The following is a 20,995-nucleotide window of genomic DNA, read 5'->3' as shown; positions in this document are numbered from 1 at the left end:
TTTCAGTTATAGTTAACCATATTTGGTAATAATGAGGATACTCTATGACCTTTTATGGACACTACTTTTTTGGTTAAGGGAATATTCATTTTTTTCTGTTCAGGTGTAAAATCGTAGATTAAAACGCCTGAGAAATCATAACCAGGTGTTGCGTTGACTAGATAGGAATACGAAATTTTAATTTGCCCTGATTTGCCCTCACTATCTTTAAAATGACCTTCAAATTCTTTACGATTACTATCTGTTACTTTACCTGTGATGTCTCCATTCGTAAATTTGTTGTTTACCTGAAAGCGGTATTTTCCTAGTACATTGGCAATATTTTTTTGATTAATCTTTAGTTTGCCCAATACATCTGTTTCCCATGTTCCGGTCCAAGGTTTAATTGGGGCAGGTTTATCCTTGTTTGCAAAATCCTTTAAGACCTGTTCTCTTTTGTCTAATTCATCTTTTGCCACTTGTTCTTCAATTATATTTCCATACAAAGAATTAGGTCTTGACCCGTTCCAATTATCAGGTTGCCAGTCATCTTTACCTTCAGGCTTATATTCGCCTTCAAATGATTTTTTCCCGGCATGCATAATGAATGTAAATAGCCCCATTTTTCCCATCCCCGTTCTGTCAAAACTATTTACAGTCCTTCTATAGGTACCGGTTAAATTGCCATTCTCATATTTGCCGTCCAGTTTTCCATTCGGAAAAGTCCCCGTATAAATATCTCCCGACTTTGTAATATTCAACTCTCCTAAAGAGTTACCTAAAAGTGTTGTGTTCCATTTTCCGGTCCAATCATTGCTTTGGGCTTGTGTAGAAAATGATAATAGGAATAGAATTCCCATTACTGTAAAGGGCATTATTGATTTTTTCATGATATGCATTTATATATTCTTGAACCATTCTATAAATTTCTCCCCTAAGAAGGGTACAGGACTTTCTTTGCCATTAAAGGCGTTGATTAATCCCATGATCCACATATAGAGGAGAACAAAAATGCCAAGGATATTTATGATCCATCCCAATATGGGAATCATTCCTATGGCCCCTAAGGCAAGACCCGTACAGGCCAGGCCCAGGGATTGTTTAATATGGTAAGAAGCAAAGGCGTCCTTTTTGTCATTGTTCATTACAAAGGCTATAATAAGGCCAATGATGGTGATATAGGATATAATGGCAATGTTCTTACCTTCGCTTGCCACAACTGTTTTGTTATCTGTTGTTTCCATTTTAGTAGTTTTTACAATTATTCATCACAAGCAGTGCTGTTGATCTCTGCTTTCAAGTTTTTTATGTCATTATTGAATTCCGATTTATTAACGGTCGGGACACAGCTTAAAATGCCCTCTAAGGATTTTACATAGTTCAAACCTTCTGTTTTTAATTTATTGCAATTGGACACACTTGGGTCATTGCTGTAAGCCGCTGAAGCATCGGAATACGCTTGGGCTTGGGAAAGGTATTTTTCCGACCAATTGTTACAACCAACAGGGCTTAAACCATCATCTTTACTGCAACTTATAAACCCGGATAGTACTACTAAGCTGCTGGCGATGAACATTATTCTAACTTGACTTTTCAATGTTTTTTTCATGATTCTTTGTTTTGGATTTTTTTAATTGATTTTTATAAATTCTACTCTTCTATTATTGGCCCTGCCTTTTTCTGTGGTATTGTCATCTACAGCTTCTGTTTCGCCCTTGCCCATAAATTGCAATCGGGCCTCATCTATTTCAAACTCTTCAATTAGAATTTGCTTCACAGCTGCAGCTCTACTCTCGGATAGTGTCTGGTTGTAATTTTCTTCCCCTTGATTATCAGTATGTCCTATTATTTGTAGGTTGATATCCTTGTTATCGCGAAGCATATTGGCGATGTCCAAGAGTATTCCGTAAGACTCCTTCTTTACTGTGGATGCGGCAGTATCAAAATAGATTCCTGTTGTACTGAATTTTCCATTTTTGAGTAATAAAGACCGCAGGTCTTCCGTGGATTCAGCAATTTTGAAGTTGGAGATGCCTACAAAATGGCCTTTTTCCGGTAATACGTCCATCGCCTGGATTATAAAATATTTACCAATATTGGCCTGTATTAAATTAGGGGAATCCACCATTTTTTCCTCGTTCACCCACATCCGCAACCTTTTTTTGTTTACGGCAATGGAAATATGGACCGTATTGTTTAAATATTCAGGTATTTCCCTGTCAATTTCATTTCCAATTTTTACGTCCACTTCGCCCCCAAAATTAGATACGCTTCTTACATTAAAACCATTTGGGGAGAGAAGGATTTCTATCTCTGCCAAAGTGCCTCCGGCATCCATGGAATAGGCCTTTTTGGTTAAGAACGCAAAGTGTATTTTACTAATAGGCTTTCCGGAACCATATCCATTATTGGATAAATCAAATTCAATGGTATAGTTTTCAGGTAGTTTGTCCTCCATGCTTGGCATGTATCCCGACCTTCTAATAAGGGAGAGCCATTTGCTTTCGGAAACATTTGTATTAACAACTTCTCCAGAGCCTCCAGTTTCCCAATTTGCAGGAAAATCTCCCAAGGCGTCAGCCGTAAAATCATCATAGAACAGAAGTTTGTTGCCTGGTATAAAGGTGAAATTACTATACACCCCGAATTCACTTTGTTTTAAAACATTGGTATTGGATTCTGATTTTTGTGGTGTTTGTCCATCATCGCCTTCAACAGAGGCATTGGCATCATTTTGTGTCTCCTGGGACTTGGACTTCTTTTGCTGCTTTGTACCTTTATTACCATCTAAAATGGTGTCCATGGCTTTTTCAGTTTCACGCGTAACTTTTTGTTCAGATTTTCTAAGAACAGCTTCTTCTGCTGCATTTTCTGCCCGTTGCCCCAATTTTTTAAGGAATTGGCCATGGCAATTGTGGGTGCCTATGCAAAAAAGGAATAGAAAAATGGATAAGCTGGCACCTAAGTTTATTATTTTCATTTCATACTATATATTAGAAGATTATAATTTGATCTAATGATCGTTGAATCAAATTTCTATTATATGTATGGAAAACAGTGAGTTAAATGTAACATAAGATGGTACAGATGTAACTCTTTTTGATGTTGCAACCCTGTGGATCTAGGACGTAGGAGTTTTTCCGAAGGTTTTTTTATAGCATTTTATAAAATATGACGGACTATTAAATCCGGTGGCATAAGCAACTTCAGCCACGGTTAATCCTGGTTTTTCCAGAAGTTTTTGTGCTTGTTTTAATCTTTCCAGACGTATAAATGCGGTAGTGTTGTGTCCGGTCAGGGCAATTAATTTTCTGTGTAACTGCATTCTGCTCATTCCTAGAAGTTGGCTGAACTTTTCTGCGGAAAAATCAGTATCCTGTAAATACTTATTCAGGATATCTTCAACCTTAATTAGGAATTTTTCATCGGTAGAGGTAAAGGCAATGTCCTTGGGCTTAAACACATTCTCTTTGTTGTAATGTGCCCTGAGTTTTTTTCTAGTTGTTAAAATGTTCTCTATTCTTATTTGAAAGGTCTTCGGGTTAAATGGCTTTATCATGTATTCATCTACACCACTTTGCAAGCCGGCAATTTCGTTTTCCGGATCGGTTTTCCCGGTTAGCATTATGATCGGGATATGGGATGTTTTTTCATCGCTTTTTAATTGGCTGCAAAGTTCTATTCCATTTAATTTGGGCATCATAAGATCTGTGATTATAAGATCGGGAATCTTTTTGAGGGCCAATTGTACTCCTTCCACACCATCTTTGGAAGCAATGACCTTGTATTTGTCCTCCAAAAGGGAAGTCATAAAATTCAATAGGGATACATTGTCTTCTACCAATAATATTAGGGGCTGTGCCTCATTGGTTTTCTTGGTGATGGTTTCTGCATCACTTATTGGTGTAACTTCTTCTTCGGGAATTTCCTCATCTTTGATTGGATGTATAGGCATTTCTAGATTAAAGAATATTTTTTTATGATCCTGGGAGTATGAAGCGTTTACGGTTCCTTTAAGGTGTTCCACCAATTCCTTGACCAAGGACAGTCCAATTCCTGTACCTTCGTTTGTAGGACTGGCCTGAAAGAATCTCTCAAATAGTTTATTGGTATCTTTTTCTATAATGTTGTCTATATCGTTGGATACATTTATTATTAAGCGATCGGTTTCCGATACCACAGCCTTAAAGTCGATATGGCCACCCTCTGAAGTGTACTTAATGGCATTACCCAAAAGATTGCCTACAATCTTTTCCATAATATCGGGGTCAAATAAAGTGATGGACATAGGGCCCACAGTGTGGGAGAAAATTAGATGCTGGTTTTTGGCGAGATATTCAAAGGGTTCCAGAAGAGACAGGATAAAGCCTCCCAAATGGATTTTTTCTGGATTTAGCTTCAGGGAACCGGTATCCAATTTGTTCAATTCCATCATTTGATTCACTAAATTCAGAAGCCTTTTGGTATTTTTATCTACCAGCATCAAGTCCTTTTTTAAATCGGGCTTTAGATTGTTTTCCAGCTGTTTTTTAATGGGCCCGTTAATTAAGGTCAAAGGTGTTCTAAACTCATGGGAAATATTGGAGTATAATTTTGCTTTAAAATCGTTCAATTCCTTAAATCTTATGGTTTCTTGGCGTTCAAATTTTAATTGCATTTGCATATTCCACCTCCATTTAAAATATCGGTATATTAAATAGATAGTAGCAAAAAATAGCAATAGGTAAATTAGAATTGCACTATTGGTCAGGTACCAAGGTTTATTGATAATAAAGCTATAGGAGTCCTCCCTGTTGTTCCAGACCCCATCATAATTACTGGATACAACCTTAAAAGTGTAGTTGCCGGGGGGTAAATTGGTATATCTTGCGCTATTCTCGTTACCGGACAAGGTCCAATCGGCATCGTAACCCTCAAGTTTAAATTGATATTGATTTTTAATAGGAAGGGAGTATTGTAAACTGGCAAATGAAAAAGCAACGGTGTTTTCCTTATAGTTGAGCTTTACATTGGGAATTAGGGGATTTACCGTGTTAAAAACTTCAAACTTGGTGATGACCGTTTTTGGAAGTACGGTACTTATTTCGATGTCCGAAGGGTTAAACCAGTAATAGCCTTCCAATCCTCCAAAATACAGGTTGCCATTTCTCGCCTTAAAATAGGCCCCGGTATTAAATTCCGTGGCAAGTCCGTCATAATTGGTGTAATTGACGATTTTAGGGGTCGAATCCAGTTTTTCCGGTACGTAAAATTTGGTAATGCCCCTATTGGAACTTAACCATAAATTATTTTGTTCATCAGGCAAAACGGCATAAACCACGTCATTGGCCAGCCCTTCTTTTACGGTGTAGTTATAGAATTGCTCATTTACAATATCAAAGGCACACAGGCCATTGCCGTTGGTGCCGATCCACAGGATTCCCTTATTGTCGTAGTACAGGGATTTTATCTGATTACTGGCCAAGGAATTCGTATTTCCAGGCTCATTTCTATACACTTTAATTTCATTGGTCTTAAGGTTTATCTTGCAAATTCCATCGTCCTGGGTGCCTACCCATATCCATTGACCGGCTTCTTGGGCAATTGCCCTGATATTGTTGGAAGGAAGTCCGTTAGCGGTGTCGTTTTTTTTATACGATTTTAGGATGCCCTTGTTTTTATTTACCTTAAAAAGTCCACTCTCCCTGGTACCTACCCAGGTATTGTCATCGGTGTCTTTCTGTAGGCACCAAACGGTAACATTTTCAAGATTTTTGAGCTTTGGATATTCCATGATATTCTCGTTGATATCCATAATGTGTAGTCCACCCTCTTGGGTGCCAATCCATAGATCCCCATCATTATCGCTGAGCAGGCTCATAATTCTATTGGATCTAAGTCCCTTTTTATTATCGGTCTGATAGGTGTACCATTCATTTTTTTTGGGCGAGAACCTGGACAGGCCTTTGCCACTAGTCCCTATCCAAACATTGTTTTGCACATCCAAGGTTATGGATCTTACCACATCTATATTAATATTCTCCGGGGTTTGAAAGTTGATTACGGAGTTGAATTTTTCCAAGAAGGGGTCATAATAGTTTAGCCCTGCACCATCGGTGCCAAACCAAATGGTACCTGTATAATCCTCGTAAATACTTAGGATGTCTTTGTACTGAATGGTTCTGGGGTTGTGTTTTTCAGGTAAATATTGGTTTAATTGACTTTGGGCAATGTCAATTTTAAAAAGTCCGTCGCCATAGGTGCCTATCCACAACTGATTTAAGGAGTCCAGTAACATGGTGAGCACATAAATCGTATTAAGGCTATTTTTTAAATCTTCAATAAAAATATCCGGACGCTTATACGAGTTGTCCTTGGATTCCCTGTACCAAACACCTTCGCCAAAAGTCCCTACCCATTGATTGTTTTCATGGTCAAAAAGAATAAAGCTATAATTGGAAATGGAATTTTTATTGCCATCGGGATAATGATAATGTATATTTTCTGGCTGTTGAGGATCTATTTGTATTATATATTTTTCGCAACTAAGCCAAAGATTACCGGAGCGGTCTTGGGTAATGGCGTTTATGCCACTTACTTTACCCGGATCAATTATATGTTCTATTTTTTTGGTTTGGAACGATAGTTTGTATAATCCGGTGGAATAACTCCCGAACCAAATGTTTTTTTGTTGGTCTTCAAAGATGGTACTGGCATCTTCAATTCCGTTAAGGGGTTCAAAAGAGTTGTTGTCCTTATTTAATTTGTGTGGTATTTGCGATATGGGAATGATCCATAATTCATCTTTGCTATCTACAAATACCTTTCCCAATTTACTATATGTTGGGTTGGTAATGTCCTTAAAGTACTGTTTGTACTTTTCAAAACTTCTGCTATCATATTTGTTGAGACCGTCCTGTGTAGCGATCCATAAAAACCCTGTTCGGTCTTGGGTTATTGAAATGGCCGAGTTTTGAGACAATCCGTCTTTTACGGATAATGGACGAAAGGTGACCTGTTTTTGGGATTGAACAGAGAAACAAGAAATAAGTAAGACGTAGTTTATAAAAACTCGTATGTAATTTGGAATCATATGATGATTACGTTATTTCTAGGGATAATTCTATGTCCAATCGCAATGAAGGTATTAACTTATGAATAATATTTATTAAAATCTGTATTTGATATTAAAATATGTAATTACATGAATAAGTATTTTAGAAAAATAATAATGTCCAACTAAAATATGGGTTAATATTAATAAGTGTCGGCCTAAGTTTTCCGACATACCATTATTAGGGATACCTAACTGCCGAATTTGTTGTTGCAACGGAAAGGGATTTTTTTTATGAATTAAGTTGCGCAGTAATTAATGATAATTGTATATTTGCAGCCGCTAAAGACAGAACTTGTCATAATTAGTGAATGGTGGCATAGCTCAGCTGGATAGAGCACCTGCCTTCTAAGCAGGCGGTCCTAGGTTCGAATCCTAGTGCCATCACCAATAAATACAAGGCTTCCGAGAGATTGGAAGCCTTTTTGGTTTTACAAAACGCTCAGAAAAGGCTCACTTTTTTTAAATCGATAGAATAATACGGCTTAGATATATAATTGAGTACTTTGTAAATTGCTGATAATTAGTTATTTGTACATATTCTTTTTTCAATGTATAAATGGTTGACAATTCAAAAAGCAGGGGGTCATAAATTCTAGACATACAATGTTCGTGGTTGCCGATACGATATAAATCGGGGGAATGAAATACGCCAATTTCTAGGCGCAATAGAGACCCTAAATACCTGTCCAGGAGTGTATAGTTCGCAATTTGAAATTCAGTTTGGAATTCATCCTGTATTGTTTTCAGGTTGCATATAACATAAGAGGTATATTTAATAATATTGCTTCTGTGGGTCTTATGGTTGTGTTAAAAAATCATTACTTCAGCTATCATTTCCCGAGTACTATAAGCCCAATTGCTCAATGCAACTATACTTTATGCAGAGGCTGCTATTAGTCAATGTATTATCATAATAGGTAGTTCTATTTTTCAAGTGTTAGTTGCGGCTTGGCAACAACTGCAAACTTATATTTATCTCCTCTATAGTAAGAATGCTCTATTTCTACAATTTGATCAGGTTCACAAAAAACGGCACCATCCAGAACAAAAGCAGCCATAGGCACTTCATTTTCGAAGTTGTTTTTTTCCTCATTTGGAGTTAAAATGGTATTTCCTAAAGTACGTTCAACATTGGTCAATTTTAGATTATATTCCTTTTCATAGGCTGTTATTAATGAGATTCCTTCAAAATCCCGAATGTTTATTTTCGGGCAGAGGGTCATAGAAATGTACCTAGTTTCGTCTTTAAGTAAAATTTCATCGGCATATCGTAGACGGTGAATTTTTAATATTGGACCATTCATTATATAATGCTTGTTATTGATATTTGTAGAAATTCCCTCGTCCATGACTACCTTTTCTATAATTACATTTTTGGGTTTAAAACCTTCCTGTACCAGTTTCGTATTGAAACTTTCCTTTACGGCATCAAAGGCACCTAAAACTCTGGTTATATGCTTATCTTCGAAACGGTTTAGAACATAAGTTCCCTTGCCTCTGATACGATTGGCCCACCCTCTAAGTTCAACTTCAAGTAGGCTCTTTCTAGCGGTAGTGTTGCTGACAGAGTACATCTCAATCAATTCGTTTTCAGAAGGAATTTTATCTCCAGGCTGATATTCGCCGGATTCTATTTTTTGGATTAGTTCCTTACTGATGCTAATATACTTGGGGGTTGCATTTTTCATAATCTAGTTTCATTTATTTGGGATATACTTACAAAATTATCAATAAAATTTTGATATATGCAAAATATAGTTATATTTGTTGTTAATAAATCTTAGTGCGTTAAGTTATGTTTAAGCAAAAAAATGTTTATTGGATAGTTGTGTTTATGGCATTCTTGGCAACTGCGCTAAGTTTCTTGGATAGACAAGTTTTGTCTGTTTCTATAATTAGAATCAGAGAAGACTTTCCAATTTCGGATACGGATTATGGTTTCATCAATACAGGATTTTTAGTAAGCTATGCGATAATGTTTACCTTAGGGGGGATTTTAATAGATCGGTTTGGAAGCCGTAAAGGGCTTGGTTACTCCGTTGGTATTTGGTCTTTGGCCACAGCTCTTCATAGCGTTGCTACAAATGCTTTTCATTTTGGGATATATCGCTTTTTTCTGGGATTGGGAGAAGGCGGTGCTTTTCCAGGTGCTATTAAGGCGGTAGTGGAATGGGTTCCAAAGAAAAAGCAGGCTCTAGCCAATGGAATCGCCATTGGGGGTTCGGCCCTTGGGGCTGTAGCTGCACCACCTTTATGCGTATATCTTATCGGGACTATTGGTTGGCGTGGTGTATTTTTGGTTACTGGTATTTTTGGGTTGTTATGGGTGCTGGTGTGGTTCTTGCTCCCAAAGAACAAGGCTAAAGCAAAGCGTGATTTGAAGGAGGTTAAGTCTTGGGCGGAAACTTTTCGTTCTGTTGGCAAGATATTGAAAATAAAAGAGGTTTGGATTTTTATACTTATCCGGTTTATTTTGGATCCGATCTTTTATTTTTATATGTTTTGGATTCCAAAATACTTAAGTGATTCAAGAGGTGTCGACCTGGAAAAGATTGGTGAACTTTTTTGGATTCCATTTTTGGCCTTGGGGATTTCCAATATGTTGGGAGGTTTCTTTTCAGATAAAGTTTTTAGAAGTACCGGGAGTCTGGACTGGGCCAGAAAAGGGGTAATGGGCGTTGCGGCAATTCTGACCTTATCCGCTCTATTTGTTAAGTATATGCCCTCCGAAGAATGGGTGATTGTTATAATGGTGGTGGCCTTTTTTGCGCATGGTCTTTGGATAACCAATTACATAACGGCAATCAGCGATACATTTGGAAAGTCTATTACATCAACTGTTATCGGACTATCCGGGAGTGCAGGTGCTTTATCTTCAGTATTGATAAATCCTTTAATGGGGAATATAATCGAGAAGTTTTCTTATGATCCTATGTGGATTTATTCGGGCCTGATGTACCCTGTTGCTTTCATCCTTTTTTTGGTGTTGATGCCAAAAATCAGGCAGTTAAGGCATATCCCCACTATTTAATTTTTTATATAAAAAATTACTTAGTGCGTTAAATAAATAATATTAAACGTTAATTATATTTATATGGAATTCAATATTAAAAAGGAACCTCAGCGTATCGGTGTTTTTGGAGTAGGGTACGATGTTTATTGGGGGCAATTTGACGGACTCTTGGATGAGTTAATGGGAAAGCATAGTGTTTTATTGGAGAAACTAAGCGATAAGGGTGCGGAAATAGTGGATTTCGGTATGATAGATAACCCAAAAAAGGCCTATGTTAAACTAAAGGATATTCAATCAGCCAACCTGGACCTTGTCTTTTGCAATATGTTAACCTATGCCACGTCGGGTACATTTGGAATTATCGTAAAATCTCTTTCTATCCCGATCGTTATGGTGGCAATGCAGCCTAGAAAAGCTTTGGATTATTCTAAAGCTTCTACCTACATGCAATTGGTAAATGACGATATCTGTGCGTTACCAGAATTTGCAGGCGTTGCTGCCCGCATGGGGAAGAAAGTACCCGACATGATTATTGGAACATTGTATGATGATGATCATGTCGATAAACGAATTGATGAATATTGCCGTATTGCAAAAGTACTTCATGATCTTAAGAACGTTCATTTGGGACACATTGGCCACCCTCTGAATGCCATGTTGGATATGCATACGGATGCCACAATGTTGACTTCAATTTTTGGGTCGCATGTGGTGCAGTGTGAGGCGAATGAAATAATGTCTTGCTACGATAGGGTGACAGAAGAGGAAATAAAAATGAAGGAGCAACAGATTCTGGATTTTTTCGATACCCCAGATCCAGTTTCGGATCCAATATCACTAAAATTAATTGATGAGGACCTGCGCATTGCGGCGAAAGTGAGTATTGCTTTGGAAAAGTTTGTTGTGGAGAGAAATATAGATGGGCTGGCTTATTATTATGATGGCCCTCCAAACAGCGAGTTAAGAAGGGTTATGTCCAATTTAATTGTAGGAAATTCAATTCTAACTTCCAATGGATTCCCTATGTGTGGCGAATCTGATCTAAAGACTCTTATTGCCATGTTAATCATGGATCGACTAGGGATTGGAGGAAGTTTTGCTGAGTTTCACCCGGTAGATTTTAATGATGATTTTGTTCTTGTAGGCCATGACGGACCTCACAACATTTCCATTGCGGATGGAAAACCTATTCTTAGGAGTCTAAAAAAATATCATGGGAAACCTGGTAATGGGGCTGGCGTAGAATTTAAGATAAAGGAAGGACCAATTACAATGCTCTCAATTAACTCTACCTACGACGGTAAGTTCAAATTTGTGATTGCAGAAGGTCAATCTATTAAAGGGGCAATCCCCCCAACGGGAAATACAAATACCCGTGGACATTTTAAGCCAGATGTGCGTTCATTTCTGTATAAATGGATGGCAGAAGGCCCAACCCATCATTTCGCTTTAGGTATTGGGCATCACGCAAAGAGTATTGCTAAAATAGCAAACTACCTAAACATTGAATCGGTAATAATATCAGAGAATTAACTCAATAATAAATTAATATCAAGTAATTATGAAACCTATGAAAAATTTTAAAAAATGGTGGGGCGCTAAGCACCCTCGCTTCCTAACGTTTGTTCTTGTCATGTTTAATTCTTTCGGAGTGATGGCCATTGATTTTGATAATCCTTCAGATTTCGATAAGAATGAGATCCAATCAACAATTACTGGAAATGTGGTGGACGCCAATGGTGCGCCCCTGCCAGGTGTGAATGTATTGGAAATGAATACGTCTAATGGCGTTGTTACTGATTTTGATGGAAATTTTTCAATTACAGCCAATTCCTCTAATGCTATTTTGGTTTTCTCTTATATAGGGTTTGTTAAAAAAGAGATTGCAGTTGGCGGACAGAGTAATATAAGCGTAATTCTTGAGGAAGATGTTAGTAATCTTGACGAAGTTGTGGTTGTCGGTTATGGTACACAGCTGAAGAAGGATCTCACGGGATCCATAACACGAGTGGATATGGACGAGGTAAGCCAACCTTCTATTGCAAGTTTTGATCAGATGCTGCAAGGTAAAGTTGCAGGAGTACAAATTTCCCAGACTTCTGGAGCCCCAGGGGGTAATATAAATATTTTGGTTCGTGGTATGAGTTCTATAACCGGAGGCAACGAACCATTATATGTTGTTGATGGTTTTCCAATAGGAGGTGGGGGCAATTCTGATTTTGGATCGTATGGAACGAACCTGTACTCCGCTGCAGGAATTGCGGGTAATACCCAACAACGTATAAACCCCTTAGGGTCAATTAATCCTTCTGATATAGAGTCTATTGATATACTAAAAGATGCTTCGGCTACTGCGATCTATGGTTCTAGGGGGTCGAATGGTGTTATTATTATTACAACGAAGAGAGGAAAGGTCGGGAAATCGGAAATCAGTGTTGAAGCGTCACTGGGAATGCAGTCGGTTGCGAATAAACTTGATATGTTGAACAGTCCCCAATATGCGGAATTTGTAGCCCAAGGAAGGGATAATGCGTGGGTATTTGCTGGCGGCAATGCGGATGACCCAAACAGTGTACGCTCTGGGGCAACACAGGTACCGTCCGCCTTTAGGAATCCTTCTTCGATCAGTGTTGATACAGATTGGCAAGATGTAATCTATAGGGTTGCCCCGGTACGGAACTATCAAGTTTCCTTTAATAATGGAAATGAAAAGACTCGTTTTTTTATAGCTGGAGGTTATTTTGACCAAGACGGTATTATCGAAACGTCAAGCTTCAAACGTTTTAATTTACGCACAAATATAGATTCTAATATTTCTGATAGACTTAAAATAGGGACTTCCTTGACTGGTTCGTACAGTTATGGTCGATTTCCGAATAGTGAAGGCCACTATGGAACAGGTGGGCTCATCATGGCAGTTCTTTCCGCTGCGCCCACTATACCGGTTTATGATGAAAATGGCGAGCCTTATTTCAATCAGGATGATGTCTCCGGCGGTTTAGGGTGGTTGGCAAATCCACTTGATTTGCTTAGTGGGTTTTCCGATAATAGAAGAACCGCTAATATATTGTGGAACAATTATTTGGAATATAAATTGCTTGATGGGCTTACCTTTAAATCCACTATAGGTTTAAACTACACGGCAGGACAAATAGATATTTGGAGGTCCTCTAAGATACCTAATTTTACAAATTTGAATTATCCTGCCAATGCTGGGGCAACTAGAACCAATGTTATCAATTGGCTTAATGAGAACACTTTTAACTATAAAAAAACCATAAACGAAAACCACTTTTTTGATGTTTTGGGAGGGTTTACTGTTCAAAAGGATAGATTCGATAGGCTTTCTGCGGGGGCATCGGATTTCCCAACTGAAAATGTACCCTACATTTCGGCGGGTATCGTTAATGCAGGCGACCAAATTATCTCAGAATGGTCCTTGCTCTCCTTTATGGGAAGAGTTAATTATTCTTATGATAGTAAATACCTATTCACTGCTACAATACGAAAAGACGGTAGTTCTCGTTTTGGAAGCAATAATAAGTGGGGTGCCTTTCCTTCTGCTTCCGTGGGATATAATATTTCTGAAGAGGGTTTTATGGACTCGATTGATTTCATAAATAATTTGAAACTGCGGGCTAGTTATGGAATTTCAGGGAACAACCAGATTGGAAATTATAACCATATAGGTCTTTTATCCCAATCCAATTATGTTGCGAATGGGAGTCAGGTTCCTGGGTTAGTTCCTAGCTCTCTTTCAAATGATAATCTGACTTGGGAAAAATCCAAACAGACCAATGTTGGTCTTGACCTGGGCTTATTCGACGACCGGATCTCACTAACTGTAGATGCTTATAGAGATTTAAAGACAGACCTTCTTCTTGCCGTGCAATTACCATCAGCAACCGGCTTTCAAAGTGCAACACAAAACATTGGAGATATAGAGAATAGAGGTTTGGAGTTCGGATTGAGAACTATAAATATTCAGGCCGGCGATTTTACTTGGAACAGCAACGCTACCTTAAGTACTAACCAGAATAAGGTTCTCAAGTTGGCAACGGAAACTGGGAGAATCTCAAATAATGCTTTTCAGATAACCGAGGTAGGAGAATCGATCTCAAGTTTTTATATGTTAAATGCTATAGGCGTTTTTGCCAATGCAGCGGAAGTAGCAGGTGCAGCGGTTCAGCACCCTAGAACACAGGCAGGCGACCTTATTTTTGAAGATGTCAACGAGGACGGGGTGATAGACAACGATGATCGTAAAATTGTAGGAAGTCCTTTTCCTGATTTTACTTGGGGTTTTGACAATAGATTTTCATACAAAAATCTTAGTCTTGGCATCTCATTGGTAGGTTCAGAGGGAGCCTCTACGTATTTTCAAGCGGGTACTGCAATTCTTAATAGTGCCGGTGTACAAAACCAAATAGCTGATATATCATTGGGTAGATGGGTTTCTGAATCTCAGCCTGGTGAAGGGTTTCAACCTAGGGCTATTAGAAGCAACTATGCTAATGGGTTCGGTACTAGTTCACATTTTTTGTTCGATTCTTCTTTTACCCGTATCAAAAATGTTAATCTGACTTATAATTTTCCATCAGACACCGTTAAAGATCTAGGCATTAGTGCATTGTCTTTATATGCGGACGTTGCTAACCTTTATACCTTTACTGATTATCCGGGATATGATCCCGAGTCCAGTACATCTGGAAGTGATATTGCAAGTTCCGGAATAGATTACTTCACTTATCCGTTGGCTCGAACTATCACTATCGGACTCAAACTTTCTTTCTAATCCTTCAAAAATAGAAATCATGAAAATATACAGAATCATTTTATTATCGCTGCTTATTGCTTTAAGCTCTTGCTCTGATTTTCTCGAATTAGAACCTGAATATTTGACCAACGAAGCATCATTCTACAAAACCGAGGCAGATTTTGAGACGGCCATGATCGGTAACTACTCCGAACTCCAAAATATATATAATGCCTCATTATTGCGGCTAACGGAACTTACTACTGACAATGCATATATTCAATGGACCTCTCCAACGGCTTCTGAATTTGAGTGTGATGAAATGAGGCTTAGCGCTGCAAATACTGAAGTAAACACCGTATGGAACTTGAGTTTTAAAACGATTGTACGTAGTAATACTGTTTTGAACAGGATTGCTGATGCAGAACTGAGCGAGGGGGTAAAAAGACAATATCAAGGTGAATCATACTTTCTACGTGCCTATAATTATTTCAACCTTGTAAGACTATTTGGAGATTTACCGTTGATTGAAGGGGTGTTCAATAGTCCTGATGAAATTGCCACGTTTGATATGACAAGACGGCCAGTATCAGAAATCTATAGTTTTATAATTTCTGATTTAGAACAGGCCATCTCATTGCTCCAAGGTGTAGAAATGAGTAAATCAAGGGCCTCGTCTAGTGCCGCAAAAGCACTATTAGGTAAGGTTTATCTCACTCAGAAAAATTATCCTGAAGCTTTAACAACATTAAAATCAGTTATTGATTCACAGGAATATATTCTTCAAGATGATTATGGCACTATGTTTACCAATAATAATGATGAATTGCCAGAATCAATTTTTGAGATAAAGTATATTTCTGGAAATATTGGTGAGGGTAACGGTTTTTCGAGCCTGTTTACTCCACCTAGTTTTAATGCGGCTATTTTTCCTAATAATATGAACGGCTCAGGGCGCATTGTCCCTACTTTGGATGTACGGGGCAGTTATGAAAATGGAGATTTAAGAAGGGAACTGTCAATTAGAGATTCGCTTCTTTTGTTGGATGGTACCTATGAACAACTTCAATATGGCCTAAAATTTGTTGATTTTACAAATGGTCTACAGGGAGATGGAGGTGTAAACTTCACTCCTTTACGATATGCTGATGTCCTGCTCATGTATTCCGAGGCTCTGAACGAATCGGACAGAACCGATGAAGCTTACCCTTTTATAAATGCTATTAGAGACCGTGCAGGTTTGGAAGATCTAAGTGGCCTTTCCAAAGAAGAATTTGCGCTGGCCTTGGAGCACGAGCGTCGAGTGGAGTTTCTAAGTGAAGGACAACGTTGGTTTGATCTGGCACGTACCGGTCGTACTATTCAAGTACTCAATTCTTATTTTCAAAGGATAGGTAGCAGTTTTTCCGTAACACCAGAGGAATTGCTCATGCCATTGCCACAAAGGGAAATTGATATCGATCCCAATTTGAAACAGAATCCGGGTTATTAGTTAGTTGTTTTTTGAGTTAGTTTTAATTAGTAGTTATGCTCGCTTCTGAAGATCCTTTGGAAGTGGGCATAAATTTAAAATGTTAGGATTATATTAGAACCAATCTGTTATGTATAACAAAATATCATTTTGCATAGGGTTTTTAACCTTAATTTTTCTTAATGCTTGTTTGGCCCAAAAGAGAAGTATAGATCAAGTTAAAAAACCAAATATAGTAGTTATCCTCACTGATCAACAGCATGTGAAAATGATGAGTGCAGCGGGTAACCCTTATTTAAGTACTCCTGCAATGGATGAAATCGCTGCCAGGGGCATAAGATTTGAGCAGGCCTATTGTACCTCACCTGTATGTGGTCCTGCAAGAGGTAGTATCATAACTGGAATGATGCCCCATCAAACAGGTGTTGAATGGAATGGTCAGGGAGTTAAAAGTACTATTGCCAATTCTGGCCGTATATTTCGCGAGAATGGCTATGAAACTGTTTGGGCCGGAAAATGGCATCTCCCAGAGTCCTATCCTTCAAACAACAGTGAAAAAAATAAAAGTATTCAGGACTACAAGGTTCTCCCTTTTTGGAATTCCGATGAATCACATCATGGTCTAGGTTCTAAAACGGATCCACCACTAACAAAAGCAGTGGTCTCATATTTAGAGGATTATAATAAGAAAAAGCCATTATTTCTAACCATTAGCTATCATAATCCCCATGATATTTGTATGTATGCTAGAAAAGACGGGTGGACTTCCGAAAATGACTCCTTATTGGAAATAAGATATTTTGGTTTTAAGACAAAGCTAGCTCCTATTGTTGGGCAAGACCCTCGCTTTATAGATAACCTACCACCTTTGCCGCATAATCATGCAATAGAAAAGGATGAGCCAAAATTTATTACTGAAAAAAGAATGCATCATAAAGAGTATGGTGTTGAAACCATGTTTGCCAATCAAGAGTTCGACTCCATTGAATGGAAGGGTTATCTAAATGCATATCACAAACTTACCGAGATGGTAGATGTGGAAATTGGAAAAATACTTCAATCCTTAAAAGCAAATGGTTATGAAGAAAACACTATGATAGTTTTCTCATCCGATCATGGCGATGGTGCCGCAGCCCATAAATGGGCGGCAAAACTTAGTTTTTATGAAGAATCGGCTACAATACCGCTGATCGTTTCGTGGCCAGAAATACAACAGAAAGGAATGATAGACTCTAAAAATTCGGTGTCGCAAATAGATATTCTACCGACTATTTTGGACTATGCAAATATTGAAAGTCCCCAAAGTCTTCCTGGAAGTAGTCTTTTACCGTTGGCCGAGCAAGGAATAACAAAGTGGAGGGAATATACCGTTGTCGAACTTGCAGATTTTGTGAAGGATAAATCGAGAAAGGGTAGAATGATAAGAGTTGGGCCATATAAATATTCCATCTATAGCACAGGTGAGGAACAATTGTTCCATGTTGGAAATGATCCTGGAGAAACACAAAATCTGGCGTATCAACCATTACTGGATCACGTAAAGAGTAAATGTCGTGTTTCCTTGTTGGAATGGGGAAATAAAACCAACGATAGCTTTATATTATCCTTATTTTGAAGTGGTTGTCTTAGAATTTTATTGCTCCCTGGATTGGGAGCCATAGTTGTAATCCTTTTTTAGTTTAGTCTCATGTGGAAATCTTTAGGTTGTTTTTTATTAGTACTTTTCTTTTTTAGCGGTTTAACAGGGGTGAACGGACAAAAGAACCTTCCCGCTGACTTAAAGCAAGAATTCAGGGATCCCCCAATGAAATCATGGCCTAAGACATACTGGTGGTGGATAAATGGTAATATTGATACGGTACGCATTAAGGAAGAGATCATCTCCATGAAAAATGCTGGACTTTCTGGCTTTGATATATTTGAGATCGGTGTTCCCAAATGGGCACCTAATGGAACAAAAGTGCCACCTGGGGAAATAACCTTTATGGGGGATGATTTTCTTAACGCGGTGAAGATCGCGTTGGATGAAGCTGGAAAACTGGATATGGAGGTGGGACTTAACATGGCCAGCAGCTGGAACGCCGGAGGATCATGGATTACTCCCGAATATGCGGCCAAGTCTATATATTTCTCAAAAACAGAGTTTGATAGAAAGGGCATGAAGTTGCCATTTCCTAAATTGGTCAGAACGGTGATTAAGGGGAAGATAGTCCTCGAGGAGGATCAGAAGGAACTGGATATTGAAAAGAACAAACAAGGGAAACCGGTATTTTTTAGGGAAGTTGCGGTATTGGCCTTGCCTAAAGGGACATCTTCTAAGAAGGACGCCTTTGAAAATGTCATCGATGTTACCGAATTCTTTGACCCAAGAACAGAAAAACTATATTGGGAAGCTCCTCAGGGTCAATATGAAATTTTCCGTTATATCTGTTCAAATTCTGGAGAAAAATTAAAGTTGCCAAGTGAAAATTCAGATGGACTTATTGTTGATCATTTTGATGCGGAAGCTACAGCCTTCCATTTTAATCATATCATTGACAGACTAAAAACAATATTGGGAGATGATTTTTCCGAATCTTCACTGAAAAGCTTATATCTAGCGAGTTATGAAGCGCTTGGAACTGTATGGACAGAAACCCTTCCCACAAAATTCAAGGAGTTAAACGGGTATGGAATAGAAAAATATTTGCCTGTTCTTTTTAATGATGAAACTTTTTCCGGGCCCACTCCAGTGGACCTTCAGCGCGATTTTCAGTTTACCCTTTCGGAATTAATGATTGACAATTTTTATAGAAAGGCAAAAGAGGTTGCCAATAGCCATGGACTCAAAATTAATTCAGAATCGGGAGGGCCCGGATTCCCTTTGCATAACGTACCGGTTGAGCCACTGAAATCTCTAGGGGTAATGGATCTTCCACGGGGAGAATTTTGGATCAATCACACAAGATTTAACGATGAGGGGATAGATATATTAAGAGTGGTGAAAGAGGTTTCCTCCGCTTCGCACATATATGGCAATGGGGTTGTGGAAGAAGAGGCGTTCACCTCTTTTCAACATTGGCAGGAAGGACCATACGAAATGAAGCCAATGGGGGATAGGGCATTTTGTGAAGGGATGAATAGGGTAGTGGTTCATGGTAGTACCCACAATTCACGTGGATCGGGAAACCCTGGTTGGGTGTACCATGCGGGGACACATTATAATGACAAAAGGGTATGGTGGCCTAAGGTAAAGCCTTTTAATCAATACTTGTCCAGAATATCGAATGTGTTGCAAAAGACCGATTTTACTGCCGACGTACTTTACTTTTACGGCAGTGCGGTTCCAAATTTTACCGGCTCAAAAAACAGTCGATTTTATGTAGGTTCTGGTTATGATTACGAGGTAGTCAATAGTGAAATATTAATGAAAATTTCTGTTGAACAAGGTCAATTGGTTTTGCCCACTGGAGCAAAGTTTAAAATGTTGGCCTTGGCGCCAGAGGAGGAGATAATGCCGGAAATTCTCGCTAAGTTAAAGCAACTTGCTGCCAAGGGCGCCAAGATTGTTTCCGAAAAACCTAAGGGTCTTATAGATAGAAGCAAAGTGTCGTCATTTAACCTTACTACATCCAATATAGATGAATTATGGGTAGATTTAACCAATTCACCTAGCAAGGCAATGTCCATTAAAGGAAAGGTTTTCAGCGGGATATCTTCCAAAGAATTTCTTAGGCAAATGGACATTTCTCCGGATTTCACCTATGATGATGCCGAATTCAATATCCTGGATTATATTCATTATGAGAAGAACGGGTCGGATTATTATTTCGTAAGAAATACGACCGACCAATGGGTGTCGAGGAACTGCACTTTTCGTCAGGAAGGGAAAACCCCTGAAATTTGGGATCCCGTAACCGGAAATATTAATAAAGTTACCATCTACGGACCTAATAGTAAGGGAATTCAATTGCCTTTGACACTTGCCCCGTATGGATCTGCTTTTGTGGTATTTTCAAAGGAGGTTTCTGCCAAGGGTACTTACACAAATATTTCTACCATAGCACAAGATCCACCGTTGCTGAATTATACCGAGAATGGTACCATGATCTTGGATCAAGGGGATTTTACGTTGGAGCAGGGCGTAAAGAAAACCCTTATCACTAATCGCATTAAAGAACAGCCGTTGAGCGGGGCTTGGGAATTGTTTTTTCCAAATGATCAAGACGCTCCGGAGCGGATAGTTTTGCCTGCACTTATCCCTTGGTCGGAATCGGAAATTGAAGGAATCAAATATTTTTCCGGAACAGCTAAATATGTGAAGACCTTCACTTACGAAATTAATTCTAGCACAGCAGAGAACCAAAGAATCATTTTGGAGTTGGGAGAGCTGTCAAATGTAGGTGAAGTGTGGTTAAACGGGCAGAATTTAGGCGTCTCTTGGACAAAGCCGCATCGATTTGATGTTACAAATATAATAAAGCCGGGCGAGAATCAATTGGAAATAGAGATTGCCAATACATGGTCCAATCGCCTAAAGGGCGATGCTATTACAGGAAAGAGTTATACAAATACCAATATTAAATCTACCTCTATTATTGGTCTCAATAAAATAAGGGTTCCATGGAAAGAGGTTCCTTTGATTGACTCTGGACTTAAAGGGCCCGTTAAATTGATCTTTTTGAGTACCATTAAATAATT

12 protein-coding genes and 1 tRNA gene are annotated in these 20,995 nt (G+C 38.5%); 7 read left to right on the top strand and 6 right to left on the bottom strand.

The genetic code is table 11. The annotated features are described in order from the left end of the window. Positions 1-2 precede the first annotated feature (2 nt). The 5 genes from BUA60_RS18475 to BUA60_RS18455 form a co-directional block, all read right to left on the bottom strand. Positions 3-869, bottom strand: a complete 867-nt coding sequence (locus BUA60_RS18475; protein WP_143153231.1) for a hypothetical protein — start codon at positions 867-869, stop codon at positions 3-5. Positions 870-878: 9 nt separating this feature from the next. After that, positions 879-1,223 carry a DUF4870 domain-containing protein gene (locus tag BUA60_RS18470; protein ID WP_072864308.1) on the bottom strand — a complete coding sequence of 115 codons (345 nt, stop codon included), beginning with the start codon at positions 1,221-1,223 and terminating at the stop codon, positions 879-881. A 17-nt stretch (positions 1,224-1,240) separates the two neighbouring features. Continuing rightward, a complete protein-coding gene (locus BUA60_RS18465) occupies positions 1,241-1,588 on the bottom strand; it encodes a hypothetical protein (protein WP_072864306.1) in 348 nt (115 codons plus the stop codon). A 21-nt stretch (positions 1,589-1,609) separates the two neighbouring features. Beyond that, a complete protein-coding gene (locus BUA60_RS18460) occupies positions 1,610-2,959 on the bottom strand; it encodes an OmpA family protein (protein ID WP_072864304.1) in 1,350 nt (449 codons plus the stop codon). 141 nt (positions 2,960-3,100) lie between these two features. Then, the gene (locus tag BUA60_RS18455; RefSeq protein ID WP_072864302.1) at positions 3,101-7,051 is read right to left on the bottom strand and encodes a hybrid sensor histidine kinase/response regulator transcription factor; all 3,951 of its coding nucleotides are present in this window, start codon (positions 7,049-7,051) and stop codon (positions 3,101-3,103) included. A 334-nt stretch (positions 7,052-7,385) separates the two neighbouring features. Here BUA60_RS18455 and BUA60_RS18450 point away from each other — a divergent pair. After that, a tRNA-Arg gene (locus BUA60_RS18450) sits at positions 7,386-7,462 on the top strand. Between the two features lie 536 nt (positions 7,463-7,998). Here the strand turns inward: BUA60_RS18450 and BUA60_RS18445 are convergent. Beyond that, a complete protein-coding gene (locus BUA60_RS18445) occupies positions 7,999-8,763 on the bottom strand; it encodes a GntR family transcriptional regulator (RefSeq protein ID WP_072864300.1) in 765 nt (254 codons plus the stop codon). 107 nt (positions 8,764-8,870) lie between these two features. On the opposite strand from BUA60_RS18445, the gene BUA60_RS18440 reads away from it, so the two are divergent. From BUA60_RS18440 to BUA60_RS18415, 6 genes are all read left to right on the top strand, one after another. Then, entirely contained in the window at positions 8,871-10,106 is a 1,236-nt protein-coding gene (locus tag BUA60_RS18440; RefSeq protein ID WP_072864298.1) for an MFS transporter, read from the top strand. A 63-nt stretch (positions 10,107-10,169) separates the two neighbouring features. Next, positions 10,170-11,621: an L-fucose/L-arabinose isomerase family protein gene (locus tag BUA60_RS18435; protein WP_072864297.1), complete on the top strand. Its 1,452-nt coding sequence runs from the start codon at positions 10,170-10,172 to the stop codon at positions 11,619-11,621. A gap of 37 nt (positions 11,622-11,658) precedes the next feature. After that, a complete protein-coding gene (locus BUA60_RS18430; RefSeq protein WP_178347030.1) occupies positions 11,659-14,883 on the top strand; it encodes a SusC/RagA family TonB-linked outer membrane protein in 3,225 nt (1,074 codons plus the stop codon). Between the two features lie 19 nt (positions 14,884-14,902). After that, complete coding sequence (locus BUA60_RS18425; RefSeq protein ID WP_072864294.1) at positions 14,903-16,336, top strand: RagB/SusD family nutrient uptake outer membrane protein; 1,434 nt, start codon at positions 14,903-14,905, stop codon at positions 16,334-16,336. Positions 16,337-16,445: 109 nt separating this feature from the next. Beyond that, entirely contained in the window at positions 16,446-17,930 is a 1,485-nt protein-coding gene (locus BUA60_RS18420; protein WP_072864292.1) for a sulfatase family protein, read from the top strand. A gap of 72 nt (positions 17,931-18,002) precedes the next feature. Next, entirely contained in the window at positions 18,003-20,993 is a 2,991-nt protein-coding gene (locus BUA60_RS18415) for a glycosyl hydrolase (RefSeq protein WP_072864290.1), read from the top strand. Positions 20,994-20,995: the final 2 nt, after the last annotated feature.

Source organism: Arenibacter palladensis (assembly GCF_900129275.1).
Taxonomy (GTDB): Bacteria; Bacteroidota; Bacteroidia; order Flavobacteriales; family Flavobacteriaceae; genus Arenibacter; species Arenibacter palladensis.
The sequence above is the reverse complement of the archived record's forward strand: the minus strand, read 5'-3'. Positions and strand labels throughout refer to the sequence as shown.

What these genes read in the sequence shown, in the direction of transcription:
- BUA60_RS18460 (WP_072864304.1), bottom strand. Translation starts at nt 2,959, where the DNA reads ATGAAAATAATAAACTTAGGTGCCAGCTTATCCATTTTTCTATTCCTT.
- BUA60_RS18420 (WP_072864292.1), top strand. Translation starts at nt 16,446, where the DNA reads ATGTATAACAAAATATCATTTTGCATAGGGTTTTTAACCTTAATTTTT.
- BUA60_RS18475 (WP_143153231.1), bottom strand. Translation starts at nt 869, where the DNA reads ATGAAAAAATCAATAATGCCCTTTACAGTAATGGGAATTCTATTCCTA.
- BUA60_RS18470 (WP_072864308.1), bottom strand. Translation starts at nt 1,223, where the DNA reads ATGGAAACAACAGATAACAAAACAGTTGTGGCAAGCGAAGGTAAGAAC.
- BUA60_RS18440 (WP_072864298.1), top strand. Translation starts at nt 8,871, where the DNA reads ATGTTTAAGCAAAAAAATGTTTATTGGATAGTTGTGTTTATGGCATTC.
- BUA60_RS18430 (WP_178347030.1), top strand. Translation starts at nt 11,659, where the DNA reads ATGAAAAATTTTAAAAAATGGTGGGGCGCTAAGCACCCTCGCTTCCTA.
- BUA60_RS18465 (WP_072864306.1), bottom strand. Translation starts at nt 1,588, where the DNA reads ATGAAAAAAACATTGAAAAGTCAAGTTAGAATAATGTTCATCGCCAGC.
- BUA60_RS18455 (WP_072864302.1), bottom strand. Translation starts at nt 7,051, where the DNA reads ATGATTCCAAATTACATACGAGTTTTTATAAACTACGTCTTACTTATT.
- BUA60_RS18445 (WP_072864300.1), bottom strand. Translation starts at nt 8,763, where the DNA reads ATGAAAAATGCAACCCCCAAGTATATTAGCATCAGTAAGGAACTAATC.
- BUA60_RS18425 (WP_072864294.1), top strand. Translation starts at nt 14,903, where the DNA reads ATGAAAATATACAGAATCATTTTATTATCGCTGCTTATTGCTTTAAGC.
- BUA60_RS18435 (WP_072864297.1), top strand. Translation starts at nt 10,170, where the DNA reads ATGGAATTCAATATTAAAAAGGAACCTCAGCGTATCGGTGTTTTTGGA.
- BUA60_RS18415 (WP_072864290.1), top strand. Translation starts at nt 18,003, where the DNA reads ATGTGGAAATCTTTAGGTTGTTTTTTATTAGTACTTTTCTTTTTTAGC.